19 protein-coding genes and 2 pseudogenes are annotated in these 22,221 nt (G+C 70.4%); 5 read left to right on the plus strand and 16 right to left on the minus strand.

Annotated features, from left to right (window positions below):
• Window positions 1-29 precede the first annotated feature (29 nt).
• A pseudogene (locus BLU84_RS28380) lies at window positions 30-104 on the plus strand (DUF6053 domain-containing protein); the annotation flags it as partial.
• 40 nt (window positions 105-144) lie between these two features.
• Here BLU84_RS28380 and BLU84_RS07530 read toward each other — a convergent pair.
• The 11 genes from BLU84_RS07530 to BLU84_RS07580 all read right to left on the minus strand — a co-directional run bounded on the left by BLU84_RS07530 (window position 145) and on the right by BLU84_RS07580 (window position 12,783).
• Window positions 145-1,896: a BatD family protein gene (locus tag BLU84_RS07530; protein WP_083382395.1), complete on the minus strand. Its 1,752-nt coding sequence runs from the start codon at window positions 1,894-1,896 to the stop codon at window positions 145-147.
• A gap of 5 nt (window positions 1,897-1,901) precedes the next feature.
• Window positions 1,902-3,659, minus strand: coding sequence for a VWA domain-containing protein (locus BLU84_RS07535; protein ID WP_074864806.1), 1,758 nt, complete (start codon window positions 3,657-3,659; stop codon window positions 1,902-1,904).
• Window positions 3,656-4,669 (minus strand): vWA domain-containing protein, encoded by a 1,014-nt coding sequence (locus BLU84_RS07540; protein WP_074864536.1) that lies wholly within the window; start codon window positions 4,667-4,669, stop codon window positions 3,656-3,658. Before BLU84_RS07540 ends, BLU84_RS07535 begins: the two co-directional genes overlap by 4 nt.
• A gap of 100 nt (window positions 4,670-4,769) precedes the next feature.
• The gene (locus tag BLU84_RS07545; protein WP_074864537.1) at window positions 4,770-5,231 is read right to left on the minus strand and encodes a DUF4381 domain-containing protein; all 462 of its coding nucleotides are present in this window, start codon (window positions 5,229-5,231) and stop codon (window positions 4,770-4,772) included.
• Window positions 5,231-6,127 (minus strand): DUF58 domain-containing protein, encoded by an 897-nt coding sequence (locus BLU84_RS07550; RefSeq protein ID WP_074864538.1) that lies wholly within the window; start codon window positions 6,125-6,127, stop codon window positions 5,231-5,233. Before BLU84_RS07550 ends, BLU84_RS07545 begins: the two co-directional genes overlap by 1 nt.
• Before the next feature lie 55 nt (window positions 6,128-6,182).
• Complete coding sequence (locus BLU84_RS07555) at window positions 6,183-7,217, minus strand: AAA family ATPase (protein ID WP_074864540.1); 1,035 nt, start codon at window positions 7,215-7,217, stop codon at window positions 6,183-6,185.
• Between the two features lie 319 nt (window positions 7,218-7,536).
• Entirely contained in the window at window positions 7,537-9,600 is a 2,064-nt protein-coding gene (locus BLU84_RS07560) for a type IV pilus secretin PilQ (RefSeq protein WP_425479335.1), read from the minus strand.
• A 60-nt stretch (window positions 9,601-9,660) separates the two neighbouring features.
• Window positions 9,661-10,203 carry a pilus assembly protein PilP gene (locus BLU84_RS07565; protein ID WP_074864541.1) on the minus strand — a complete coding sequence of 181 codons (543 nt, stop codon included), beginning with the start codon at window positions 10,201-10,203 and terminating at the stop codon, window positions 9,661-9,663.
• Window positions 10,203-10,901, minus strand: a complete 699-nt coding sequence (locus BLU84_RS07570; RefSeq protein ID WP_074864542.1) for a type IV pilus inner membrane component PilO — start codon at window positions 10,899-10,901, stop codon at window positions 10,203-10,205. Before BLU84_RS07570 ends, BLU84_RS07565 begins: the two co-directional genes overlap by 1 nt.
• Window positions 10,898-11,725, minus strand: coding sequence for a PilN domain-containing protein (locus tag BLU84_RS07575; RefSeq protein WP_074864543.1), 828 nt, complete (start codon window positions 11,723-11,725; stop codon window positions 10,898-10,900). The genes BLU84_RS07570 and BLU84_RS07575 overlap by 4 nt, the downstream gene beginning before the upstream one ends.
• Complete coding sequence (locus BLU84_RS07580; RefSeq protein WP_074864544.1) at window positions 11,725-12,783, minus strand: pilus assembly protein PilM; 1,059 nt, start codon at window positions 12,781-12,783, stop codon at window positions 11,725-11,727. Before BLU84_RS07580 ends, BLU84_RS07575 begins: the two co-directional genes overlap by 1 nt.
• Window positions 12,784-13,382: 599 nt before the next feature.
• Between BLU84_RS07580 and BLU84_RS07585 the strand changes: the two genes are divergently transcribed.
• Entirely contained in the window at window positions 13,383-15,932 is a 2,550-nt protein-coding gene (locus BLU84_RS07585) for a penicillin-binding protein 1A (protein ID WP_074864545.1), read from the plus strand.
• Here BLU84_RS07585 and BLU84_RS28385 read toward each other — a convergent pair.
• Window positions 15,841-16,383, minus strand: a complete 543-nt coding sequence (locus BLU84_RS28385; RefSeq protein WP_425479336.1) for a DUF6053 domain-containing protein — start codon at window positions 16,381-16,383, stop codon at window positions 15,841-15,843. The genes BLU84_RS07585 and BLU84_RS28385 overlap by 92 nt on opposite strands.
• On the opposite strand from BLU84_RS28385, the gene BLU84_RS07590 reads away from it, so the two are divergent.
• The gene (locus tag BLU84_RS07590) at window positions 16,337-16,990 is read left to right on the plus strand and encodes a hypothetical protein (protein ID WP_074864546.1); all 654 of its coding nucleotides are present in this window, start codon (window positions 16,337-16,339) and stop codon (window positions 16,988-16,990) included. The two genes, BLU84_RS28385 and BLU84_RS07590, sit on opposite strands and share 47 nt — an antisense overlap.
• A 65-nt stretch (window positions 16,991-17,055) precedes the next feature.
• Entirely contained in the window at window positions 17,056-18,078 is a 1,023-nt protein-coding gene (locus BLU84_RS07595; RefSeq protein WP_139174768.1) for a hypothetical protein, read from the plus strand.
• Between the two features lie 114 nt (window positions 18,079-18,192).
• On the opposite strand, the gene BLU84_RS07600 is transcribed toward BLU84_RS07595, so the two are convergent.
• On the minus strand, window positions 18,193-19,473 hold the full coding sequence (locus BLU84_RS07600; protein WP_074864812.1) for a citrate synthase: 1,281 nt from the start codon (window positions 19,471-19,473) through the stop codon (window positions 18,193-18,195).
• Window positions 19,474-19,925: 452 nt separating this feature from the next.
• On the opposite strand from BLU84_RS07600, the pseudogene BLU84_RS28390 reads away from it, so the two are divergent.
• Window positions 19,926-19,985: pseudogene (locus BLU84_RS28390) on the plus strand (hypothetical protein); the annotation flags it as partial.
• A 177-nt stretch (window positions 19,986-20,162) separates the two neighbouring features.
• On the opposite strand, the gene BLU84_RS07605 reads toward BLU84_RS28390, so the two are convergent.
• The 3 genes from BLU84_RS07605 to BLU84_RS07615 form a co-directional block, all read right to left on the minus strand.
• Window positions 20,163-20,405: a type B 50S ribosomal protein L31 gene (locus BLU84_RS07605; RefSeq protein WP_074864548.1), complete on the minus strand. Its 243-nt coding sequence runs from the start codon at window positions 20,403-20,405 to the stop codon at window positions 20,163-20,165.
• 224 nt (window positions 20,406-20,629) lie between these two features.
• Window positions 20,630-21,565 (minus strand): nucleoside hydrolase, encoded by a 936-nt coding sequence (locus BLU84_RS07610; protein WP_074864549.1) that lies wholly within the window; start codon window positions 21,563-21,565, stop codon window positions 20,630-20,632.
• Entirely contained in the window at window positions 21,562-22,209 is a 648-nt protein-coding gene (locus tag BLU84_RS07615; protein WP_074864550.1) for a DUF4166 domain-containing protein, read from the minus strand. The genes BLU84_RS07610 and BLU84_RS07615 overlap by 4 nt, the downstream gene beginning before the upstream one ends.
• Between the last annotated feature and the right edge of the window lie 12 nt (window positions 22,210-22,221).

Below are 22,221 nucleotides of genomic sequence, written 5' to 3' on the forward strand. Positions count from 1 at the left end.
GCCGGCTCGCGGTGAGCGGGCCTGTTTTTGTGGGAGGGGCTTCAGCCCCGAGGCTTTCCTATCCGATCGCGGCGATCCGGCACGAAAGCGTCGGGACTGAAGTCCCTCCCACACAAGTTCCTCCCGCAAGAGGAGCCGCCGCGATCAGGTCGCGGACGGCGGATACAGCGGCGGCAGCGGCGAAGCCGGCTGCGCGCGGCCCTGGCGCCACTGCGGGCCTTGCGCGAACGCGGCGCGCAGGCGGTTGCGCGCGGCGACGCCGTCGCCGCCGCCCCAGCGCGCGCGGCGCAGGGCCTGCACGGCGTCGCGCTGGGCCGGGTCGCCGAGGCGTTCGACCAGTTCATCGTCGTCGGCGGCCGGCGGTGTGGCCAGGCCGCGCAGCACGCTGGCGATGTGGTCGAAATCGCCGCGGTCGATCAGCTCGCGCAGCGCCGGCAGATTCAATTTCAACGTCGCCGGCGCGGCCTGTCCGGGCGCGGCGGCGGCCGCGGCGGCCGGCAGGGCCGCACGCAGCGGCGCGCGCCGCTGCAGCGCCCACACCAGCGTGCCCAGCCACAGCAGCGCGAACAGCACCGCGGCGATCGCCCAGCCCTTGTGCACCGCGCCGTCGGCGGCGGTGGGCTCGAGGGCATCGGTGGGCGCCGCGGCCGCCGGCGACGCGCCGCCGGCATCGTTGCGCGCCGCGGCCGCGGCCGGATTCGTCGCCGCGGCGGCGCCGGCGACACCGCGGCCCACAGTCCAGCTCAGCGGCGGCAGGCTGGCGGTGCGCTTGGTGCGCGCGCCGACGTCCCACCAATCCAGGCGCAAACCTTCCAGCCGCACCTCGCCCTCGCGCGCGGGCACCAGCGAGAACTTGCGGGTCAGCTTCACCCGCGGCCGGCCGCCGACGAAGGTCTCGTCGGCCTGGACCGGATCGGCGAATACCTGCACGCCGTCGATCGGCGGCAACTGCAGTTCCGGCATCTGCGCCAGGCCGGCGCCGTCGGCGCTGGCCTCGACGATGATGCTGGCCGAATTGCCCACGCGCAGTTGCTGCGGGGTGGAGCGGTAGCTCAGGGTCAGGCTGCGCAGCGGCAACCACGGCTGCGGCGCGTCGGCCGGCGCGGCGCGCACCTGCAGCGGACGCGAGCGGCTGGCGGCGCGGCGCGGGTCGCCGCCGCTGCCCATCAGCTGCTCGATCATGGTCGTGCCGACCCGGCCCTCGAACACCGCGCCCGGCATCACCAGGCTGCCGCTGCGCTCGGGCACCAGCAGGTAGCGGCGTTCGTAGACGGTGTAGACCGTGCCGTTGTAAGTGCGCTGGTACTGGATGTCTTCGCCGACCTTGGTCAGCGAGGCGCCGTCCGGCGCGGGCTGGTCGAGCTTGCCGCTGAGCACCGGCATCGCCGCGTACAGCCGAACCACCCAGCCCACCGCCTGCTGCACGTAAGGGTTGCTGTCGTCGGGCACCGATTCCATGTACAGCTCGGCGGTACCGACCGCCTGGTCCGGCGCCGGCGCCGGCGCGGCTTCGACGGTGAGGTCCAGCGGCGCGGTGCGCGCGCCGGCCACGCTCAGCGCCGGGATCGTCAGCCGGCCGCTGCGCAGCGGCCGCAGCACCGCGGTGTAGCGGCTGCGCGCGATCATGCCGTTGGCGCCGGGCTCGATGCGGGTGTCGACGCCGCGGTCGAGCAGTTCGAAGTCCGCCGCCAGCGGCGAGTAATCGGGCTGGCCGCCGACGCTGGCGGTGGTCTCCACGTTCAAGGTCGCGGTCTCGCCGGCGCGGATGCTGCTGCGATCCAGCCAGGCGCGCGCCTGCGCCGCGGCGCCGGCGCTGAAACCGGCCAACAGCAGGCCGGCCAGCAGCACACAGGCCAGGCGCAAGCGCGCGGCGGGGTTGGGCAGGTTGCGCGACATCGGCCTCACTCTCCGTTCAACGCCGACATCTGCCGGCGCATGTATTCGATCTTGAACCGCTCGCGCAGCAGGCTGCCGGGGTCGTCCGGCACCCGCTTGAGCCAGGCGTCGTTGGCTTGCTGGCGCTCGCGCTGGGCCGGCGTGCGCGCCGGTTCGCGCTCGCCCTTGGGCGGCTGCGCCGGCTGCTTTCCGCGCTGGCGCTCGAGTTCGCGCTGCATGCGCTCGCGCTGTTCCTGGTCGGCGCGGCGCTGGGTTTCCGGGTCGTCGGCGGGCTTGGGCTGCGGGCTTTGCTGGCCGTCGGGATCGGGCTTTTGCGGCCGGTCCTGCGGTTTGTCCTCGGGCTTGCCGTCGGGCTTGCGCTGCGGATCCTGCGGCTGCGGCTGGTTTTTCTGCTGCTGCGATCCGGGCTTGGGCTGCTGGCCCTGCCCGCTCTGGTTCTTCGGCGGCGGCCGCTTCATCGCCGCTTCCACCGCTTGCTTGTTGGCGATCGCGTCGGCCATGCCCGGCGTTTGCTTGAGCGCGCGGTCGTAGGCGGCGATCGCCTCGGGGTAGCGGCCCTGGCGCGCCAGCGCGTTGCCCAGGTTGTACTGCGCATCGGCGCCCTGGCCGCGCTGGTAGAGTTCGGCGGCGCGTTCGAACTGGCCGGCGCGGTAGGCATCGTTGCCTTCGACCACGCGCGCGTGCGCGCTCTGGTCGGCGCGCTGCCACAGCGACTGCGCGCGCGCCGGCGCGGGCGCCAGCGGCAGGCCCAGGCACAGCAGCAGCGCCAGCGCGCCGGCGCCGCTGCGGCGGCGGAACGCCAGCAATCCCAGCACCAGCAGCACCGGCAGCAACCAGTAACCGTCGTCTTCGCGCGCCAGCCGTTTCTCGCCCAGGCCGGCGCCGGCTTCGCCGCGGCCGCCGCTGGCGATGTCGAGCGCGCGCAGGTCGGCGTCGTCGGCGCTCAGCGGCGCGTAGCGGCCGCCGCCGGCGCGGGCCAGCTCCTGCAGAGACGGCGCGTCCAACCGAACCTTGACGATGCGCCCGTCGGGCCGCTGGAACGCGGCGCCGGCGGCGCTGCCCAGGCCCAGCACCGAGACCGCGTAGCCGTCGCCCGCAGCCTTGGACGCGGCGCGATCGACCGAGCTGTCGCTGCGGTCGGTGATCAGCACGATGCGGCCGCGGTTGAAGCCGCCCTGGCGCAGCAGCCGCGCCGACCAGGCGATCGCGCGGTCGGCGTTCTGGCCGTCGCCGGGCATGATGTCCGGCGCCAGCGCGTCGAGGAACACCCGCACGTTGTCGGGGTCGTCGGTCAGCGGCGCGACGGTGAAGGCGTCGTCGGCGTAGACCACCAATGCGGTCTGGCCGCTGCCGGCGCGGCGGCGCAGCAGTTCGGCCAGCTTGGCCTTGGCCTGGGCCAGGCGGCTCGGCGGCAGGTCGCCGGCGAGGCTGCGGCTGGACAGGTCCAGCGCCACCACCATCGGCATGTTGCTCTGCCACAGCGGCTGCTCGCCCTGCGACCAACTGGGCCCAGCCAGCGCCAGCACCGCCAGCGCGTATCCGAATGCCGCCGCGCCGACCGCCAGTTGCGAGCGCCGGCCGGGCGCAGCATCGAGCAAGTGCGGCAGCAAATGCGCATCGACCGCGCCCTGCCAGACGTTGCGGCGGCGGCGGCCGCGCCACCACCACGCGCCCAGCAGCGGCAGCGCCAGCAGCGCCCACAGCCAGTGCGGACGCAGGAAGATCAGCGGCGCGAGATGTTCGAACCAGGACGACGGATTCATGCCGGCCTCCGTCGCGGCCACAGGAACGCCAGCAGGGCCAGCGCCAGCGCGCCGCCCAGCGGCACGGGATAGCGCTCGATGCGCGGACGCACCGCCTTGCCTTCGCGCGCGACCGGTTCGAGCCGGTCGATCTCGGCGTAGATGCCGGCCAGCTCGCTGGTGTCGCGGGCGCGGAAGAAGCGGCCGCCGGTTTGTTCGGCGATCCGGCGCAGGGTCGGCTCGTCGACTTCGGCCGCGCCGCCCGGCGTGGGCAGACGCACGCCGAACAGGGTCATGCCGCCGTCGCCGCCGAAGGCGATGGTGTGGATGCGCACGCCTTCGTCGTGGGCGATCTGGGCGCCGCGCATCGGGTCGGGCGGTGCGTTGTTGACGCCGTCGGTGAGCAGGATCAGCACGCGTTCGTGCTCGGGCAACTGGCGCAGGCGCCGCACCGACAGGCCGATGGCCTCGCCGATCGCGGTCTCCTGCCCGGCCAGGCCGACTTCGCTGTTGCCGAGCTGGTCGCGCACGGTGTCGCGGTCCAGGGTCAGCGGCGCCAGCACGTAGGCGCGGCTGCCGAACACCACCAGGCCGACGCGGTCGCCGACGCGGCGGTCGAGGAAGTCGGCCAGTACCGCCTTGGCCGCGGTCAGGCGGTCGACGGTGCGGCGGCCCAGGGTCATGTCCTGTTCGCTCATGCTGCCCGACAGGTCCAGCGCCAGCATCATGCCGCGGCCGACCTGGGGCGGCCGGATCGGCTCGCCGAGCTGTTGCGGCCGCGCCGCGGCCACGCACAGCAGCGCCCAGGCCAGCCACAGCAGCCAGCCGGCGCCGCCGCCGCGCAGGCCGCGCCCACCGGCCGCGGCGACCGCATCCAGGCGCGCGCCGAACGGCACCTTCAACGCCGCCGAACCGTCGCGCGCCGGCGGCAGCAGCCAGCGCGCCAGCAGCGGCAACGGCAATGCGGCCAGCCACCACGGCCAGGCCAGCAGGTCGCGCCATTCGGCGAACAGCGAGGTCAGCGCGCTCATCGCTGCGGGCCCGACGAAAGCGGATTGGGCAGCGACGATCTCGCCGCAAGCGCGCTCGACAGCAGCGCGCTAGACAAGCCCAGGCTCGACACCGACAGGCTCATGCGCGCACGCCCATCCATTGCAGGAAGCGGCGCCGCGCCAGTTCACGCAGCGCGCGCGCCTGGGCCGGATCGACCTGACGCCGGTAGCCGCCTTCCAGCAGCAGGCGCCCGGGGCCGTCGGCGAAATCGCTGCGCTTGCTGCCGCGATCGAGGAATTCCAGCCACGCCTGGCCAGTCAGCGTGTCGGCGTTGCGGTCGCGGCGGCGGCCGGCGCGGCGCAGCAGTTCGGAAATCGCCGCGACCTCGGCCGCCGGCGTGGTCGCGACGGCCAGCGCCTCGTCGAACACGCGCTCGGCCTCGCGCCGGCGCCGGGTGCGGCGGCGTTGCCACCACCACAGCGACAGCGACAGCGCGGCCAGCGCCGCCAGCAGCAGCCACCAGCCCGGCGCCAGCGGCCACCAAGACGGCGCGCCGGGCAGATGCACGTCGCGCAGGGCCAGGGTTTGCGGCGCCGCCATCAGGCCACCAGCGGGCGCGCGCGGCCCAGCAGCGGCAGCCAGGCTTCGCTGGCCGCGTCGGTCGACAGCGCCTGCACGCGCACGCCGCGCGCCGGCAGTTTCTCCAGCGCCGCCTCGATCGGGCCGACGAAATTGGCGTGCCAGCGCTGGCGTTGCGCCGGCGCGCCCAGGTCCAGCTCGATGCGCTGGCCGTCGCGGCTGAACGGCAGTGCGGCGGCCGGCGGCGCGGTTTCGATCGGGTCGGTCAGCAGCAGCACGATCACTTCGTGGTGCTGGGCCAGCACCGCCCAGCGCCGCTGCGGCAGCGCGGCGACGCTGCCGGGTTCGGCCAGCACCACCATGCGCGAGCCGGGGCGCAGCAGGCGCGCGGCGTGGTCGAGCGCGACCTCCAGGCCGGCGTCCTCGGCCGGCGGCTGCGCGTACCAGCGCACCATCGCGTCGAGCACGCGCAGCGCGCCGCGCGGGCCGCTGCCGGGATTCACCGGCGGCTCGCGCAGACTGCCGCGCAGCGCGGCGATGCGGTCGCCGTCGCGCGCCGCGGCCCAGGCCGCGACCGCGCCGGCGCGCGCGGCCTGCACCGACTTGAAGCGCACGCGGGTGCCGAAGTACATCGCCGGCGCGGTGTCGGCGACGATCAGGCTCAAGCGCTCGCGCTCGGCCTGGAACAATTTGGTGTGGGCGCGGCCGGTGCGCGCGGTCAGCCGCCAGTCGATGTGGCGGGCGTCGTCGCCGTTGGAGTATTCGCGCGATTCGGCGTACTCCATGCCGCGTCCGCGCAGCGGCGACAACGCCTGCCCGCTGACGCCGTGGCGGCCCTGGCGGGCGCTGCGGCGGCCGGTCGCGACGGCGCGCAGCGCCACCAGTTCGGCCAAAGTCGGCGCGATTCCTTCGCTCATCGATCCGTCCCGAAAACCATGTGCCTGGCCGCGCGCGACCGTCGCGCAACGACGATCAAGGCAGCGGCACCTTCTTCAGCAGTTCGCCGAGCAGGCGCTCGCCGTCCCAGCCTTCGGCGGTGGCTTCGTAGCTGGGCAGGATGCGGTGGCGCAGCACGTCCGGCGCGATCGCGCGCACGTCGTCGGGGGTGACGAAATCGCGCCCGGCCAGCCAGGCGTGGGCGCGCGCGCAACGCTCCAGCGCGATCGAGCCGCGCGGGCTGGCGCCCCAGGCGATGCGCCGCGCCAGTTGCGCGTCGTAACGGGCCGCGTCGCGCGAGGCCAGCACGATTTCGACCAGATAGCGCTCCACCGCCGGCGCCACGTGCAGGTCCAGCACCGCCGAGCGCGCGGCGAACACGTCCGCCAGCGGCATCCGCGTCACCGGCGTCGGCTCGGGCTTGAGCGTCTGCCGCGCGCGTTCGCGCGCCAGCCGCAGGATCTCGGCCTCGGCCGCGGCTTCGGGATAACCGATGCGCACGTGCATGAGGAAACGGTCGAGCTGGGCTTCGGGCAGCGGGAAGGTGCCTTCCTGCTCGATCGGGTTCTGGGTCGCCATCACCAGGAACAGCGGCGGCAGCGCGTAGGTGGCGCGGCCGACGGTGACCTGGCGCTCGCCCATCGCTTCCAGCAGCGCCGACTGCACCTTGGCCGGCGCGCGGTTGATTTCGTCGGCGAGCAGGATCGGATGGAAGATCGGCCCGGCCTGGAATTCGAAGCGGCCTTCCTGCGGGCGCCACACCTCGGTGCCGGTGAGGTCGGCCGGCAGCAGGTCGGGGGTGAACTGGACGCGGGCGAAATCCGCCTCCAGCCGCGCCGCCAGCGCGCGCACCGCGCTGGTCTTGGCCAGCCCGGGCGCGCCTTCGACCAACAAATGGCCGTCGGCGAGCAAGGCGATCAACAGGCGCTCGATCAGTTCGGCCTGGCCGACGATCTCGACGGCGAGGGCATCGCGCAGCTGCTTGAACGCATCGTGCAGGCGGGCGACTTCGGCGGGGGCGACGATGGGGGTCGCGCCGGGGGTTTGGGGGCGATCGGTAGCGCTGTCCATCCGGAATCCATTGCGGGCGAAACGGGCAAGCGTGCGGGGCACGGCTTGCAGCGGTCGGGGCGATTTTGACCGAAGTTCGGCCCCGAGGTTCAACCGACGGTGCGGCGCGGCGATTTTCGCCGCGATTTTGGCCGTCTTTGCGCGACGTTAACAGGTCTGCGCGAGCGCGTCCGGCGCGGCGGCCGCGCCCGGCGGCTCAGTCGCGCGCGCGGGCGGCCGGGCGACGCTGGGCCGGCCGGGCCTGGGAGGCGGCCTGCATCGCGGCCTCCACAAACGCGAAAAGGGCCCGAAGGCCCTCTCCGCTTGCACGCAGCCGCGATCAGCGCTGCGCGACCTTCATCACCTTCGGGGTCACGAAGATCAGCAGCTCGGCCTTTTCCTTGCTGCGGTTCTTGCGCTTGAACAGATTGCCCAGGAACGGGATGTCGGCCAGGAACGGCACCTTGGTCAGATCGCTGCGGTCGCGGAACTCGTACACGCCGCCGATCACGACGGTCTGGCCGTCTTCCACCAGCACCGCGGTGTTGATGTTGCGCTTGTTGATCTGCGGCACGTCGCCGATCGAGGTGTTGATGTAGCCGTCGACCTCGTCCTTCTTGACGTCCAGGTTCAGGAACACGCGGCCGTCGTTGGTGATGGTCGGGTTGACCTTCATCTCCATCAGCACGTCCTTGAACTGGACGTTCGGGATCGGGATGTTGTTGCCGCCCTGCTGCGGCGCGATGGTCACGTAGCCGACTTCCTTACCCTGGCTGATCACCGCCTCGCGCTGGTTGCTGGTCACCACGCGCGGGTTGGACACGACTTCGCCGCGCCCCTCGGTCTGCATCGCGTTGAACTCCATGTCCAAGTTGACGTACTTGCCGAGGATGGTGAAGGCGATCGCGCCGGCCGGATTGAGCGCGCTGATGTTCGAGTTCAGGCTGGCCGGGAACAGGAACGCCGGGTTGGTCAGGGTCTGCAGCAGCGAACGGGCCTGGTCCTGCAGCGCTTCGGCCTTGGTCGTGTTGCCGGCGTTGCGGAAACGCACGGCGTCTTCGGTCAGGCTCGCGGCCTGATTGCGGATCAGGTCGTTCTTGGCCGTGGTGTTGCGGTAGTTGTTGATGCTCTCCAGCGTGCCGCTGGTGATCACATCGCCCTTCTGGCCCGACACGCCGAAGCGCGCGCCCAGGTCGCGGGCGAAGCTTTCGCTGGCGATGACGATGCGGGCCTCGATCAGGACCTGGTCGACCGGACGGTCGATGACCTTGATCAGTTCCTTCATCTGCGCGACTTTCTTCGGAATGTCGCTGATCATCAGGGTGTTGGTGCGTTCGTCCGCCACCAGCCGCCCGCGCTGCGAGAGAAAGCCGTTTTCGCTGTTGCCGGTGGCGCCGCCGCTGCCGCCACCGCCGCCGCCGCCGATGCCCTTGGCCTCGGTCAGCGCCTTATAGATCTGGCTGGCGTTGTGGTAGTTGACCTGCACGTACTCGGTGACCAGGTCGACGCGGTTGTCGAGCGCGATGCGCGCGTCTTCGCGATCCTGCTCGTACTTGGCGACCTCGGCCTGCGGCGCGACCCACACCACGTTGCCGCTGCGGCGCTTGTCCAGGCCCTTGGCCTGCAGGACGATGTCCAGCGCCTGGTCCCACGGCACGTTCACCAGGCGCAGGGTCACGTTGCCCTGCACGGTGTCGGCGGCGACGATGTTGAGGTTGGATTCCTCGGCGACCAACTGCAGCACGGTGCGCACCGGCACGTCCTGGAAGTTGAAGGTCACCGGGCGGCCGGAGTAGCTGCGCACGCCGGCGGCGGGAGCGCTGCCGCCGATCGTGCCGGAGGTCGGCGCGGCGCCCGAGGACGCCTGCTTCGACCCGGCCGCGCCGACCGCGCGGTTGCCCGCCTCGGCGCTGCGCGGCACGACTTCGACGATGTAGTCGCGGCCGGTCTGGTAGGCCATCGTGTCGTAGGCGCCGGCGGTGTTGAGCACCAGCTGCGAGCCGGTGCCGCTGGCGCGCGCGTCGATGCGCTGCACCGGGGTGGCGAAGTCGGCGACGTTGAGCGGGCGCTGCAGCTCCGGCGGCAACTTGGCGTTGCCGACGTCGATGGTGACCTGCGAGCCCTGGCTGCGCATGTCGGGCACCGCGCCTTCGCCGCTGAAGCGCAGGATCAGCTTGCCGGAGCCGCCGTCGCCGCGCTTGAAGTCGATGTTGGCGACCGCGATCGTGCCGGGCAGTTGCTTGGCCGGATCGTTGCTCGGAGTCGGGGCGACCGTCGCGACCGGCGCCATCGCCGGCTTGGCGGCGGCGACGGGTTCGGCGGCGTTGACCGCGCTGATGCCGGCCAGCAGGCCGAGCGCGAGCCCGGCCAGGCGCGGTGCGGCCATGCGGGCGCCGGAAGCCATGGGGCGTCGGTCCGACGGCATGTTGTTGGCGTTGAATACGATCATCATGCTATCCCCTAATCATTGATCTTCCAGCGCCACGGAAGCCGGACGTTCCAGCCAACCGCCTGCGCCATCCGGCACCAGTTCCACCAAGTCGATGCGTTCCTCAGACACGCCGGTCACGCGACCGTCGTTCTGCCCCATGTACGCACCCGGTTGAACACGATAAGTCACTTTGTCAGGCGCCATCACCAGCGCCACGATGTTCTTGCCGCTGCCCAGGGTGCCGACCATGTCCAGGCCGTCGAGCGGGAAGGCTTCCAGCGCCTGCTTGCGGCGCACCTTGTCCGGACGCGGGCCGGAGCTGGTGTCCTCGTCGGTGAAGGCGGTGCTGAACGGGTCGCGCATGTCCTGCGCGGCGTACTCGAAGGTTTCGAACTGCTGCATCACCGGCAGCGGATCCAGCGGCGGCGCCGGGCGCGCCTTGACCTCGGCGACCCACTTCTCGAGGTTGGGCGCCTCGCCGGGCGTGCTGGTGATGCTGCGGAAGCAGCCGGTGGCCGACAGCGCCAGGACCACGGCGCAGGCGGCGGCCAGCCGCGACAGAGGTTGCGCGCGCATCAGGTGCCCTCCTTCTTGTCGGCGGGCTTGGACGCGCCGCCGGAAGCATCGGCGGGCGGGCTCTGAGCAGCCATCTCTTCCTCGTCCAGATAACGATAGGTCTTGACCGTGCCGGCCAGCTCCAGCGGGCTGTTCGGGGTGATCCCGCCGGTCGCGTCCTTATTGTTGTTGCCCTTGGGCTTCAGCGAGATGTCGTGCATGGTCATGATGACCACGCGCGGCAGCGAGGCTACGCCGCTGACGAAGGCGCCGAACTGGTGGTAGGTGCCGACCATGCGCAGGGCGATCGGCTTCTCGGCGTAGAACTCCTTGGGAACCTCGGCGCCGGGCTGGAACAGCTCGTTGGAGATGCCGGTGGCCAGCGCGGTCTGCGAGATGTCGACGATCAGGTCGGGCATCTCGGTCTTGCTGGGCAACTGGCGCAGCATCTGCTGCAGCTGCTGTTCCATCTGCGCGAGCTGCTGCTTGAGCGGCTCGAGGTTGGCGGCGCGGCCCTGCTTGGTCTCGAAGGTCTGGCGCAGCTCGGTTTCCTTGCGCTCCAGGCTTTCCAGCTCAGTGCGCTTGTCGCTGACGAACAGGTACCAGGCCAGACCGACGATCACCAGCCCCATCAGTGCGCAGAACATGATCTGCGCCTGCCGCGGCCAGCTGCCGATGTTGTTGAAGTCCAAGTTCTTCATCGAAGCCTTCTTGCTCACGACGCGGCTCCAGTCTTGGTGGGGGCGGCCGCGGGCGCGGCGGGCTTGGCCGGAGCGGCGGCGGGCTTGGCGGCCGGCTGCGCGGCGGGCGCACCAGGCGCCTGGCCGGGCTTGGCGGCGGCCGGAGCGGCGCCGTTCGCGGCCGGCGCTGCCGCCGGGGCGGCAGCCGGAGCGGCCGCGCCGTTGCCGGCGGGCGCCGGCGCGCCGGGCGCCGCAGCGGCGACCGGGGCCGCGACGGGCGCGTCCGGAATGCCGTCGCCGTCCTCGTCCTTGGGCGCGTTCGGGTTGGCCAGCTTCACCGTCAGCTTGAACTCGTACGGCAGGCCCTTACCGCCACCGCCCTTGGCCTCGATGATGGTCAGGTCCGGCTTGCTCATCCAGCCGGAGACCTCGAGGTTGCGCATGTAGGTACTGACGCGGGCGTTGGACTGCGCGCGGCCTTCCAGGGTCAGGGTCTCGGCGTCTTGCTTGATCGCGGTCAGCACCGCGCCGTCGGGAATGGTGCGCACCAGCGAATCGAACAGGTGCACCATCTGCGAGCGGTTGGACTGCAGCTTCTCGATCACTTCCTTGCGCGCGAGCAGCTTGGCCTTCTTCTTGTCGAGCTCCTCGATCTCCTTGATCTTCTTGTCGACTTCGACGATCTGGCCGTCGAGGAACTCGTTGCGCTTCTGCTGGCCGCTGATTTCGTTGCTGTAATAGAAGACGATCAGCACCGACAGCGCCGCCGCGGCCAGGGCCGACAGGCCCAGCATCGCGACGAATTCCTTCTGCCGGGCCTTGCGGCGCTCGGCGCGCCACGGGAGGAGATTGATGCGTGCCATCAGTCGAAGCTCCTCAGGGCCAGGCCGCAGGCGATCATCAGCGCGGGCGCGTCCTGCGCCAGTGCGTGCGCCTGCACGCGCGGCCCCAGGGTCATGTGGGCGAGCGGGTTGGCGACCGTGGTCGGGATGCCGAGCTGTTCTTCCACCATTTCGGCGATGCGCGGGATCGAGGCGCCGCCGCCGGCCAGAACGATCTGGTCGACCCGGTTGAACTCGCTGCCGGCGTAGAAGAACTGCAGCAGGCGGCTGACCTGCTGGACCATGGCTTCCTTGAACGGTTCCAGCACCTCGGCCTGGTAGCTTTCCGGCAACCCGCCCTGGCGCTTGGCGAGGCCGGCTTCCTCGTAGCTCAGGCCGTAGCGGCGCATGACCTCGTCGGTCAGCTGCTTGCCGCCGAACACCTGCTCGCGGTGATAGAGGCTGCGGCCGTTGCGCAGCACGTTGAGCGTGGTCATGGTCGCGCCGGAGTCGACCAGGGCGACCAGGCCGTCGCGCGGGCTGCTGAGGGTGTCGGCGAGCAGCGCGAACGCGTTCTCGATCGCGAAGGCCTCCACGTCCATGACCTTCGGGGTCAGGCCGCCGAGCTCCAGCGCCGAGGCGCGCACCTCCACGTTCTCCGAGCGCGAGGCCGCCAGCAGCACCTGGACCATGTCCGGGCTGCCCGGCATCGGGCCGAGCACTTCGAAATCGTGGTTGACCTCATCGATCGGATACGGCACGTAATTGGCCGCTTCCAGTTCGACCTGCGACTCCAGATCGTCCTCGTCCAGGTCGGCCGGCATGCCGATGACGCGGGTGATCACCGAGGAACCGGCGACCGCCGCGGCGGCGTGCTTGGCGCGGGTCCCCGAGCGGGCGACGGCGCGCTTGATCGCCTCGCCCACCGCTTCGACCTCGACGATGTTCTTTTCCACCACCGCGTTCGGCGGCAACGGCTCGACCGCGTAATGCTCAACGCGGTAGCGATTGCCCGCACGCGAAAGTTGCAGCAACTTTACCGCGGTCGAACTGATATCCACGCCGACGAGAGCCGGCTGGCTTTTTGTGATGAGTCCCACAGTTATCTCCCCATGCCACAAGCGCTTACGCGCACTTCGTGTGGCCCCGGCTTAGATAACGGACTTTTCACAGGCTGGCAACCACTTCTTTCACGATTGCCAACCCAGTCGTGCTTTTTTGACCTTCGGCGTCACGTGACCGCCACCGTCAGTCCACCGGGGTGACACATGCCATGACTGCGACCGGAACCTCGCTTCGGCGGCGTCCGCGCAGCCGGGGCGTGCGTCGCGGCGTTGCTCCGAAGGCGCCGGCCCCGGTTCAGCCGATCCTGCTTGCGGGCTCGCGCGGCATTCCGTGCGGGCCGCTGCAAATCGCGCGCGAAACGCCACTGCGCAGTGCGCCGGCGTTCACAGCTCGCGCAAGCCGTAGCCTGGAGCGGTGAGACTGCGTGAGCGCTGCGACGGCCGCCGGGCCCCTGCCCGGCATCCCGCCCTGGGGCCGCCGCGCCGGCGCGACGGCGTTTCCGCCGCGTCCCAGGTCCGCCGGCCGGGGTGCCGCGCCGCGTCACCCCGACCGGCGGCGAAGCGGGGCCTGGGTCGCGTTCCGGCCTCCTCTATACTTCCCCGCCACGACCACACGACACCCGGAAGCCCAATAGATGTCCCGACTTCGCCGTTGGCTGCGCTGGGCGCTGTACGCGTTCATCGGCGCGGCCCTGCTGGGCGCGATCGCGCTCGGAACGCTGTACTACCTGATCGTGCCCAAGCTCCCGGACGTGGAGACCCTGCGCACGATCGAGCTGCAGGAGCCGATGTACGTCTACGCCCGCGATGGCCGCCTGATGGCCATGTTCGGCGAGACCCGGCGCTATCCGGTGGCGATCGAGGACGTGCCGGACCGGCTCAAGAACGCGTTCATCGCGATCGAAGACTCGCGCTTCTACACCCACCACGGCATCGACTACAAAGGCATCGCGCGCGCGGTGTGGCTGCTGGCCACCACCGACGACAAGCGCGTGCCGGGCGGCTCGACCATCACCCAGCAGGTCGCGCGCCAATACTTCCTGAGCTCGGAATACAGCTACAAGCGCAAGCTCGGCGAAATGCTGCTGGCGATGCGCATGGAGCAGGAACTGAGCAAGGACGAGATCTTCGAGCTGTACTTGAACAAGAGTTTCTTCGGCAACCGCGCCTACGGCGTCGGCGCCGCGGCCGAGTTCTATTACGGCAAGAAGATGAACGAGCTGAGCCTGGACGAGATGGCCTCGCTCGCCGGCATTCCGAAGTTCCCGTCCAGCGGCAATCCGCTGAACAATCCCGACCGCGCCAAGATCCGCCGCGACTACATCCTCGACCGCATGGCCGAGCAGAACTTCGTCACCCGCGCCGAGGCCGACGCGGCCAAGGCGGTGGCGATGCACGCCACCCCGCACGAGCGGCCGGTCGAGGTGTACGCGCCGTACGTGGCCGAGATGGTGCGCCAGGAGATGGTCGCGCGCTACGGCGCCGAAGCGCTGACCAAGGGCTACCACGTCACCACCACGATCGAGCCGGAGCTGCAGATCGCCGCCGACAAGGCGATCCGCGACGGCCTGTCGGTGTACGACCGCCGCCACGGCTGGCACGGCGTGGAGCAGCACTTCGACCTGGCGCCGAGCGAAGACGCCACCGCCGCGCGCGTGCGCCTGCGCGGCATCCCGGCCCAGGCCAACCTGCTGCCGTCGGTGGTGTTGTCGGTGGCCGGCGCGCAGGCCACCGTGGTGCTGGCCGACGGCACCGAGCTGAGCCTCGGCGAGAAGCAGGGCTTCCTCGGCCGCAGCCCGGGCAGCCTGCTCAAGCGCGGCGACCTGGCCCGCATCGCCAAGCTCGAAACCGCCGCCGCCGAGCCCAAGCCCGGCGAAACCGCGGCGCCGCCGACAGTGAGCTACCGCCTCGACCAGCTGCCGCAAGCGCAGGCCGCGCTGGTTTCGCTGGAACCGTCCAATGGCGCGCTGCGCGCGCTGTCCGGCGGCTACAGCTTCGCCGGCGCCAAGTTCAACCGCGCCACCCAGGCGCGGCGCCAGCCGGGTTCGAGCTTCAAGCCGTTCGTGTACGCCGCTTCGTTCGAGCGCGGCTACAACCCGGCCTCGATCGTGCTCGACGCGCCGGTGGTGTTCAAGGACCGCCGCGGCCACATCTGGCGTCCGCAGAACGACAGCGGCAACTTCGCCGGCCCGATGCGCGTGCGCGAGGCGATGGTGCAATCGCGCAACCTGGTCTCGGTGCGCCTGCTCGACGCCATCGGCGTCGACTTCGCGCGCAAGTACATCAGCCACTTCGGCTTCGACATCGAGCAACTGCCGCCGAACCTGTCGATGTCGCTGGGCACCGCCTCGCTGACCCCGCTGTCGGTCGCGCGCGGCTACGCCACCTTCGCCAACGGCGGTTTCCGCGTCGATCCGTGGTTCATCGACGAGGTCAAGGACCGCGCCGGCGCGGTGGTGTTCAAGGAAAAGCCCGCCACCGCCTGCGCGCAGTGCGTCGGCCGCGGCGGCACCGCGAGCGCGGCGCTGCCGGCCAGCAACATCGTCGACGGTTTCAATCTCGGCCCGGCGCCCGGCACGGTCGCCGACGCCAAGAAGCCCGACGCCAAGGACGCGAAGAAGGACAAGGACAAGAAGAAGGACAAGCCCGAGGAGCCGGCGAAGAAGCTCACGCCGGAAGAGATCGCGCAGCTCAAGGTCGCGCCGCGCGCGATCGACGACCGCATCGCTTATCAGATCGTTTCGATGCTGCGCGACGTGGTCAAGCGCGGCACCGGCACCGCGGCCAAGGTGCTCGGCCGCGACGACGTCGGCGGCAAGACCGGTTCGACCAACGACCACCGCGACGCCTGGTTCTCCGGCTTCGGCGGGCCGTACGTCACCACCGTCTGGGTCGGCCGCGACAACTACAAGTCGCTGGGCTATCGCGAGTACGGCGGCAAGGCCGCGCTGCCGATCTGGATCGACTACATGCGCGTGGCGCTCAAGGACAAGCCGATCCAGCCCAACGAGCCGCCCGAAGGCATGGTCAAGGTTTCGGTCGGCGCCAACGGCTCGCTGATCCCCGACGGCGCCGGCGGCATCGTCGAGTGGGTCAAGGCCGAGGATCTGGAGCGGATGCAGACCTACACCGACTACGGCAACGAAGATCAGGCGCCGTCGGAAGAATCCTTCGACATTTTCTGATCGGCGCTTCGCCGCGAGAAACCAAAGCCGCACGCCTCGCGCGTGCGGCTTTTTTTCTGCCCGGGCTGCGGCCTTGGCGGGAAGCTTCAAGCCCGATGCTCCAAGCTGTTGTGGGAGGGCCTTCAGGCCCGACGCTTTCCGGCCAGGTCGCGGCGATCTGAAACAAGAGCATCGGGCTTGAAGGCCCTCCCACAACAACCCAGCGCGCCTCAGGGAGCACGATCCACGGCTGTTCGCGCAGCGCCCACAACCGCCTGAACGCCGCCCCGCTTGCCCGTTCTGGCGCCTCGCCGCGCGGCCCGGCGCGGACATTGTCGAGCCGCACGGACGTGCTAGCTTTGGCCTGCCGGCCCGGCCGGCCGCGGCGAGCGCCCTCGCCGTGACGTGCCCGCCCGGAGGTCGAGATGCAACAGGCCCGACAGCACGCACACCAGCATGCGCAGACCCGCACCCGCGAACGCCGCCGGCGCGTGGCCCACGAAGCCGCCCGGCTGATGGCCGAAAGCGGCTACCGCGACTACCACCAGGCCAAGCTCAAGGCCGCCGAACGGCTCGGCATCTTCGACGACGCCTCGCTGCCGGCCAACCGCGAAATCGAAGACGCGCTGCGCGAATACCAGCGCCTGTTCCAGCGCGAGCACGCCGACGGCCTGCGCCAGCGCCGCGAAGCCGCGTTGCGGGCGATGGAGTTCTTCGCCGGGTTCGAACCGCGCCTGGTCGGCCCGGTCCTGGACGGCACCGCCGACGCCCGCAGCCCGGTCGCGCTGCACCTGTACTGCGACGATTTCGAAGCGGTGCCGCGCTTCCTCGAGCAGCACCACATCCCCGCCGAGACGCGCGAGCGCCGGCTGCGCCTGGACCGCGAGCGCAGCGAGGATTTCCCGGTGTGGGTGTTCAGCGCCGAAGAGCTGGGCTTCGACCTGACCGTGCTGCCGCTGGACGTGCTGCGCCAGGCGCCGCTGTCCAACGTCGAGGAAAAACCGATGAAACGCGCTTCGGCCGCGCAGTTGCGGCAGTTGCTGGCCGAAGAGGACATCGCGCTGTACGAGCGCGGTTGAACGCTGCGGGGCGTGGCGGCGCGCGGCGCATGGAATACTGCGCCGACGCCGCAAAGGACCGCACCATGGCCGCCCATCGTCCGCACCGCCGCATCGCGCCGAGCGCGTTGCCTGCCTTCGCCCTGGCCGCGCTCGCGATGCTCGTCCCCGTCGGCAGCGCCGCGGCCGCCGAACCCGCTGCGGGGCAGACCCGTTATCTGCAACTCGATCCGCATTGGACCGACGAGCCCTACCAATGGCAGCTCGACGACGGCACCGTGCTCAGCCGCAGCGTCAGCGATGCGCAGGCACGCGCTGTGGTCGCCGCGCATCCCGGTCAGGAGCGCCACGCGCTGGAAACCGTAGTGATGCGCTATCCGGTGCGGATCGCGGCCGCCTGCTGGAAACGGCCGCAGGCGGAGTTCGAACGCTGCATCGAGTGGGGCAAGGCCGGCCCCTCGCGCGCCCGCGCGCAGGCCGAGGCCGAATCCGAACGCGAGCTCGAACAAGCCCTGCAGCGCCGGCGCGAGCGCGCGGCCTGGACCGGCCTGGACGCGCAAGCCGTGACGCAGCGCCTGCGCCGCACGCTCGCCGCACAGGGCCCGTGGGAGAAGACGCCACCTGCGCAACGCACGCCGGCCGAGTTCGACTGCGCCAAGGCCGGCGTCGCCCCTCCGCTGCCGGACGCCGGCCAGCGCCATTTCCAGGCCGCGCTCGAAGCCGACCCGCGCACGCCCGCCGGCGAGGCCGAGTTGGTCGCCGCCGCGCGCGCCGGCCATTGGCGCGCAGCCGCCGCGCTGGCCAAGCTGGCGCTGTACGACGACGACTGGGAATCGGCCCAGGCCATCGCCGCGTGGCTGCTCGAACGCGACGTCCCGGCCGGCTACAACGCGCTGGCGCGCAGCCTGGGCGCGGCCAACGCTTACGAACACGGCAGCGCCGCACCGGCCGAGCGCGAGCAGTCGGCGCGGCTGCGCTGGCGCGCGGCGCAGGCCGGCGACCCGGGCGCGCAGATGGACTTGGCCGACGAGCTGTCAGAGAGCGAGCCCGATGCCGCCGAGCGGCTGCGCGCCTGTGCGCGCAGCCGCTTCCCCGACATCGACCGTTGAACCGCCGCGCGCCGGCCGCCAGCACCCTCGCCAAAAACGAAAACGCCCCGCCGAAGCGGGGCGTTTTGTTCGCTGCGATCGCCGCGATCCGCATTGCGCGGATCGCAGTGGGTATCAGCGCTTGTCCGACGCTACGTAATCGCGCACGCCGTGGCCGGTGTAGATCTGGCGCGGACGGCCGATCTTGTTTTCCGGATCGTTCTGCTGCTCCAGCCAATGCGACACCCAACCGGCGGTGCGGGCGATGGCGAACATCACGGTGAACATTTCCACCGGAATGCCGAGCGCCTTGTAGATGATGCCCGAGTAGAAGTCGACGTTCGGGTAGAGCTTGCGCTGGACGAAGTAATCGTCCTTCAGCGCCGCTTCTTCCAGCTTCATCGCCACGTCCAGCAGCGGGTCGTTGATGCCCAGCTCGCCGAGCACGTCGTGGGTCATCTTGCGCACCAGCGCGGCGCGCGGGTCGTAGTTCTTGTAGACGCGGTGGCCGAAGCCCATCAGGCGGAAGCCCGATTCCTTGTCCTTGGCCTTCTCGACCGCCGACTTGACGTTCTCCGGACGGCCGATCTCGTTGAGCATCTTGAGCACGGCTTCGTTGGCGCCGCCGTGCGCCGGCCCCCACAGCGCGGCGACGCCGGAGGCGACGCTCACGTACGGGTTGGCGCCGGTGGAACCGACCAGACGCACGGTCGAGGTCGAGGCGTTCTGCTCGTGGTCGGCGTGCAGGATGAACAACAGGTCCATCGCCTTGGCGGCGACCGGGCTCAGCTCCAACGGCTCGCTCGGCACTTCGAACAGCATGTGCAGGAAGCGCGTGGTGTAGTCGAGGCTGTTCTTCGGGTAACGGATCGGCCAGCCGATCGAATAGCGGTGGCAGGCCGCAGCGATGGTCGGCACCTTGGCGATCAGGCGGATCGCGGCCAGACGGCGCTGTTCCGGATCTTCCAGGTCGAGTTCGTTGTGATAGAAGCTCGCCATCGAGCCGAGCATGCCGACCAGCATCGCCATCGGATGGGCGTCGTGGCGGAAGCCGTAGAGGAAGGTGCGGAAGGCCTCGTGCATCATCGTGTGATGCGTGACCTCGTGCTCGAACTTGGAGAACTCGCCCGCGGTCGGCAGTTCGCCGTTCATCAGCAGGTAGGCGACTTCGAGGAAGTTCGACTTCTCGGCCAGCTGCTCGATCGGGTAGCCGCGGTACAGCAGCACGCCGGCGTCGCCGTCGATGTAGGTGATGGCCGACTTGCAGCTCGCCGTCGCGGTGAAGCCCGGGTCGTAGGTGAACATCCCGGTTTCCTTCGGCAGCTTGCCGATGTCGACGCAGGACGCGCCGAGGGTGGGATGCTGCACCGGCAGCGCAAAGTTCTTGTCGCCGGCGGTGACGCTCACCTGGTCCAGGCGTTTGTTGGAATCTTCGGACACGAAACACTCCTCAGTCTGCCTGCCGCAGGGGTGGCCGCGACAGGAGGGGAACGGGGGGTCGCAAGCACGTTGCGATAGTGAATTATCGCACAACGCATTCCGAGCCCAAGCTCGGACTTTGGTCGGGACGCAGGCCTGGACGCGACGCTGCGTTGCGGCGCGCGGGCCGCCGGCGGTCAGTATTCGACCGGCCGATTGCCGCGATGTGGCGGCTGGCCGTGCCCGCAGCGACGGCAGCGGGCGGCGACGCGCCGATGTCGATTCGGCGGCGGCGGTTCGGGTATGGAAGCAGTGAGCGGCTTGCCGGACTGGGCGGCTGAGGGCGTGCGGGGCGGCGGGACAGGGCCGCAGGGGCGTGGTTGTGGCCCGGTAGCTCAATTCGGCATGGCGCCGGGTGGGCTCGCCTTGCGGCGGGAATCGCTTAAGACTGGCAGAGAAGCGTCGGGACTGAAGTCCCTCCCACAAGAGCTTGCGGCCGATCCACCTGATTCTTGTGGGAGGGACTTCAGTCCCGACGCCTTCCGATCAGATCGAAAAACACCGCAACCAATGCCCCGCGCAAAACCGGCGCAAACGCAAACGGCCGCCCTCGCGGGCAGCCGTTGTGCGTACAGCGATGTGCGTGAAACCAAGTCCCTGCCGGATCGCTCCGGCGCGGTACGCGCTTACTTCTGCGCGTAACGCTTGCGGAACTTGTCGACGCGGCCGCTGGTGTCCATGATCTTGTGCTTGCCCGTATAGAACGGGTGCGAAGCCGACGAGATGTCGACCTTGATCAGCGGATACTCGGCGCCGTCGAGCTTGACCGTTTCTTTGCTCGACAGGGTCGAACGGGTCAGGATCTGGAAATCGGTGGTGACGTCCTGGAACACGACGTCGCGGTATTCGGGATGGATGCCTGCCTTCATGGCACTCAACCTTAAGGTGTGCGGGAAAGTCGGGCAGTATAGACACCTGATAGCGGTTCGCGCAAGTCCATGCGGGGCAAAGAAATTCATCGCAGGGGCTACTGAGAACCCTCCCCCGCCCCGATCGGACCAAATCAGGCCCTGACCGAGCCCGGTCGAGCCGATGGACGCGCCCCGCCGCCCAACCCGAGGCCCGATCCGGGCCCCGAGCGAACCGCTCCGACTCAACCCGCGGCCAGCGCCGCCGCGATCAAGCGCTCGAACCGGGCCTGGTCGTACTTCATCAAAATCGCCGCCTTGTCTGCCCGCCCTTCCTGCCGGCGCCAGTCGACGATGGTGGCGCCGCGGCTGTGGGTGCCTTCCAGTTCGATCGACACCGGCCGTTCCTGCACGTCCAGCGCGCCGTCGGGCTCGAGCGCGAACGCCATCGCCAGCGCATCGGCGGCATGCCATTCGTCGCCGCGGCGGTCGATCGACCACAAGCGGGTCTTCTCGGAAATGCGCTCGTAGAAACGGCCGCGCTCGGAACCGGCGGCGAGCCAGCCGACCACGCGATCGTGGTGCAGGCCGTGCGCGATCACCGCTTCCCAATCGGCCAGGTCGAGGCGCTCGAACGCTTCGAACACGATGTGCGCGGCTTCCGGATCGAAATAGATGTTGAACTCGGCGGCCGGAGTGATGTTGCCCTGACAGGTCACCGCGCCGCCCATCACCACCAAACGCGCGATGCGCTGCGGCAGTGTCGGGTCGAGCTTGAGCGCGAGCGCGACGTTGGTCAGCGGGCCCAGCGCGACCAGCAGCAGCTTGCCGGCGTGCTCGTGCGAGAGGCGGATGATCGCCAGCGCGGCGTGTTCGGCCTCGACCTGGCGCTTGGCGGCTTCGTAGCCGACATCGCCGAAACCGTCCTGGCCGTGCACGTAGCCGGCGTCGGGCGAGGGATGCAGCAGCGGCGCGTCGGCGCCGGCGAACACCGGGATGTCCTGGCCGGCCACTTCGCACAGCTTGAGCGCGTTGGACACGGTGTGCTTGAGGCCGACGTTGCCGGCGGCGATGGTCAGGCCGACGATTTCGTGGCGCGGGTCGTTGAACGCCATCAACAACGCCAGGGCGTCGTCCACGCCGGGATCGGTGTCGATGAGCAAGGGAATGCGATCGGTCATGAAGTCACTCGTTGTGCGGAACAATGCGCAGCGACATTCGCCGCGCCGGCCGGAGCGGCCGTGGAGGCCGTAACGGCCGGGACAGCGTGCAGTGCGCCCTCATAGCGCAGCAGTTCGCCGAAGGGAAACCAGGAAAACGACACGGCGAAGCGATAGCGCTCTTCGCCGTCGATGCGCTCGATGCGCTTGTAGGCATCGGTACGCGGGAAAAGAAAACGCGGCAGCGGCAGGCCGCGCGCGCTCAGGCCGAGCAGGCGCCAGCGCCAGCCGCCGTCGCCCAGATCCACGCTCAGGCGCATGCGCACCGGGCCGGTGGCTTCGAGCCAATGGCCGTCGGGAAACCGGCCGACGGGCTGGAACACCGAACGCAGTTCGCTGCCGTCGTCGAAGCGGCGCAGCCACAGCATGCGTTCGGGTTCGTGGACGATGTCGACGCGGAATCCGCGGCGCGCGCGGTCGGTGGGAATGCCCAGGCGGCGCGCGAGGCGGCGGCCGAGGACGCCGGCGGGGCCGGTGCCGGTGCGCAGGTCGATCTCGCCGGCCAGGGCGCCGCCGTCGCGGTGCAGCGCCTGCAGCAAGGGGTGCAGACGCTCGAACGCCGGGCCGAACCAGTGGGTCGCCGCGTTGTGGGGAAGTCCCGGCATCCGGGGCTGTAT

It is taken from the genome of Lysobacter enzymogenes, from assembly GCF_900106525.1.
Classification (GTDB): Bacteria; Pseudomonadota; Gammaproteobacteria; order Xanthomonadales; family Xanthomonadaceae; genus Lysobacter; species Lysobacter enzymogenes.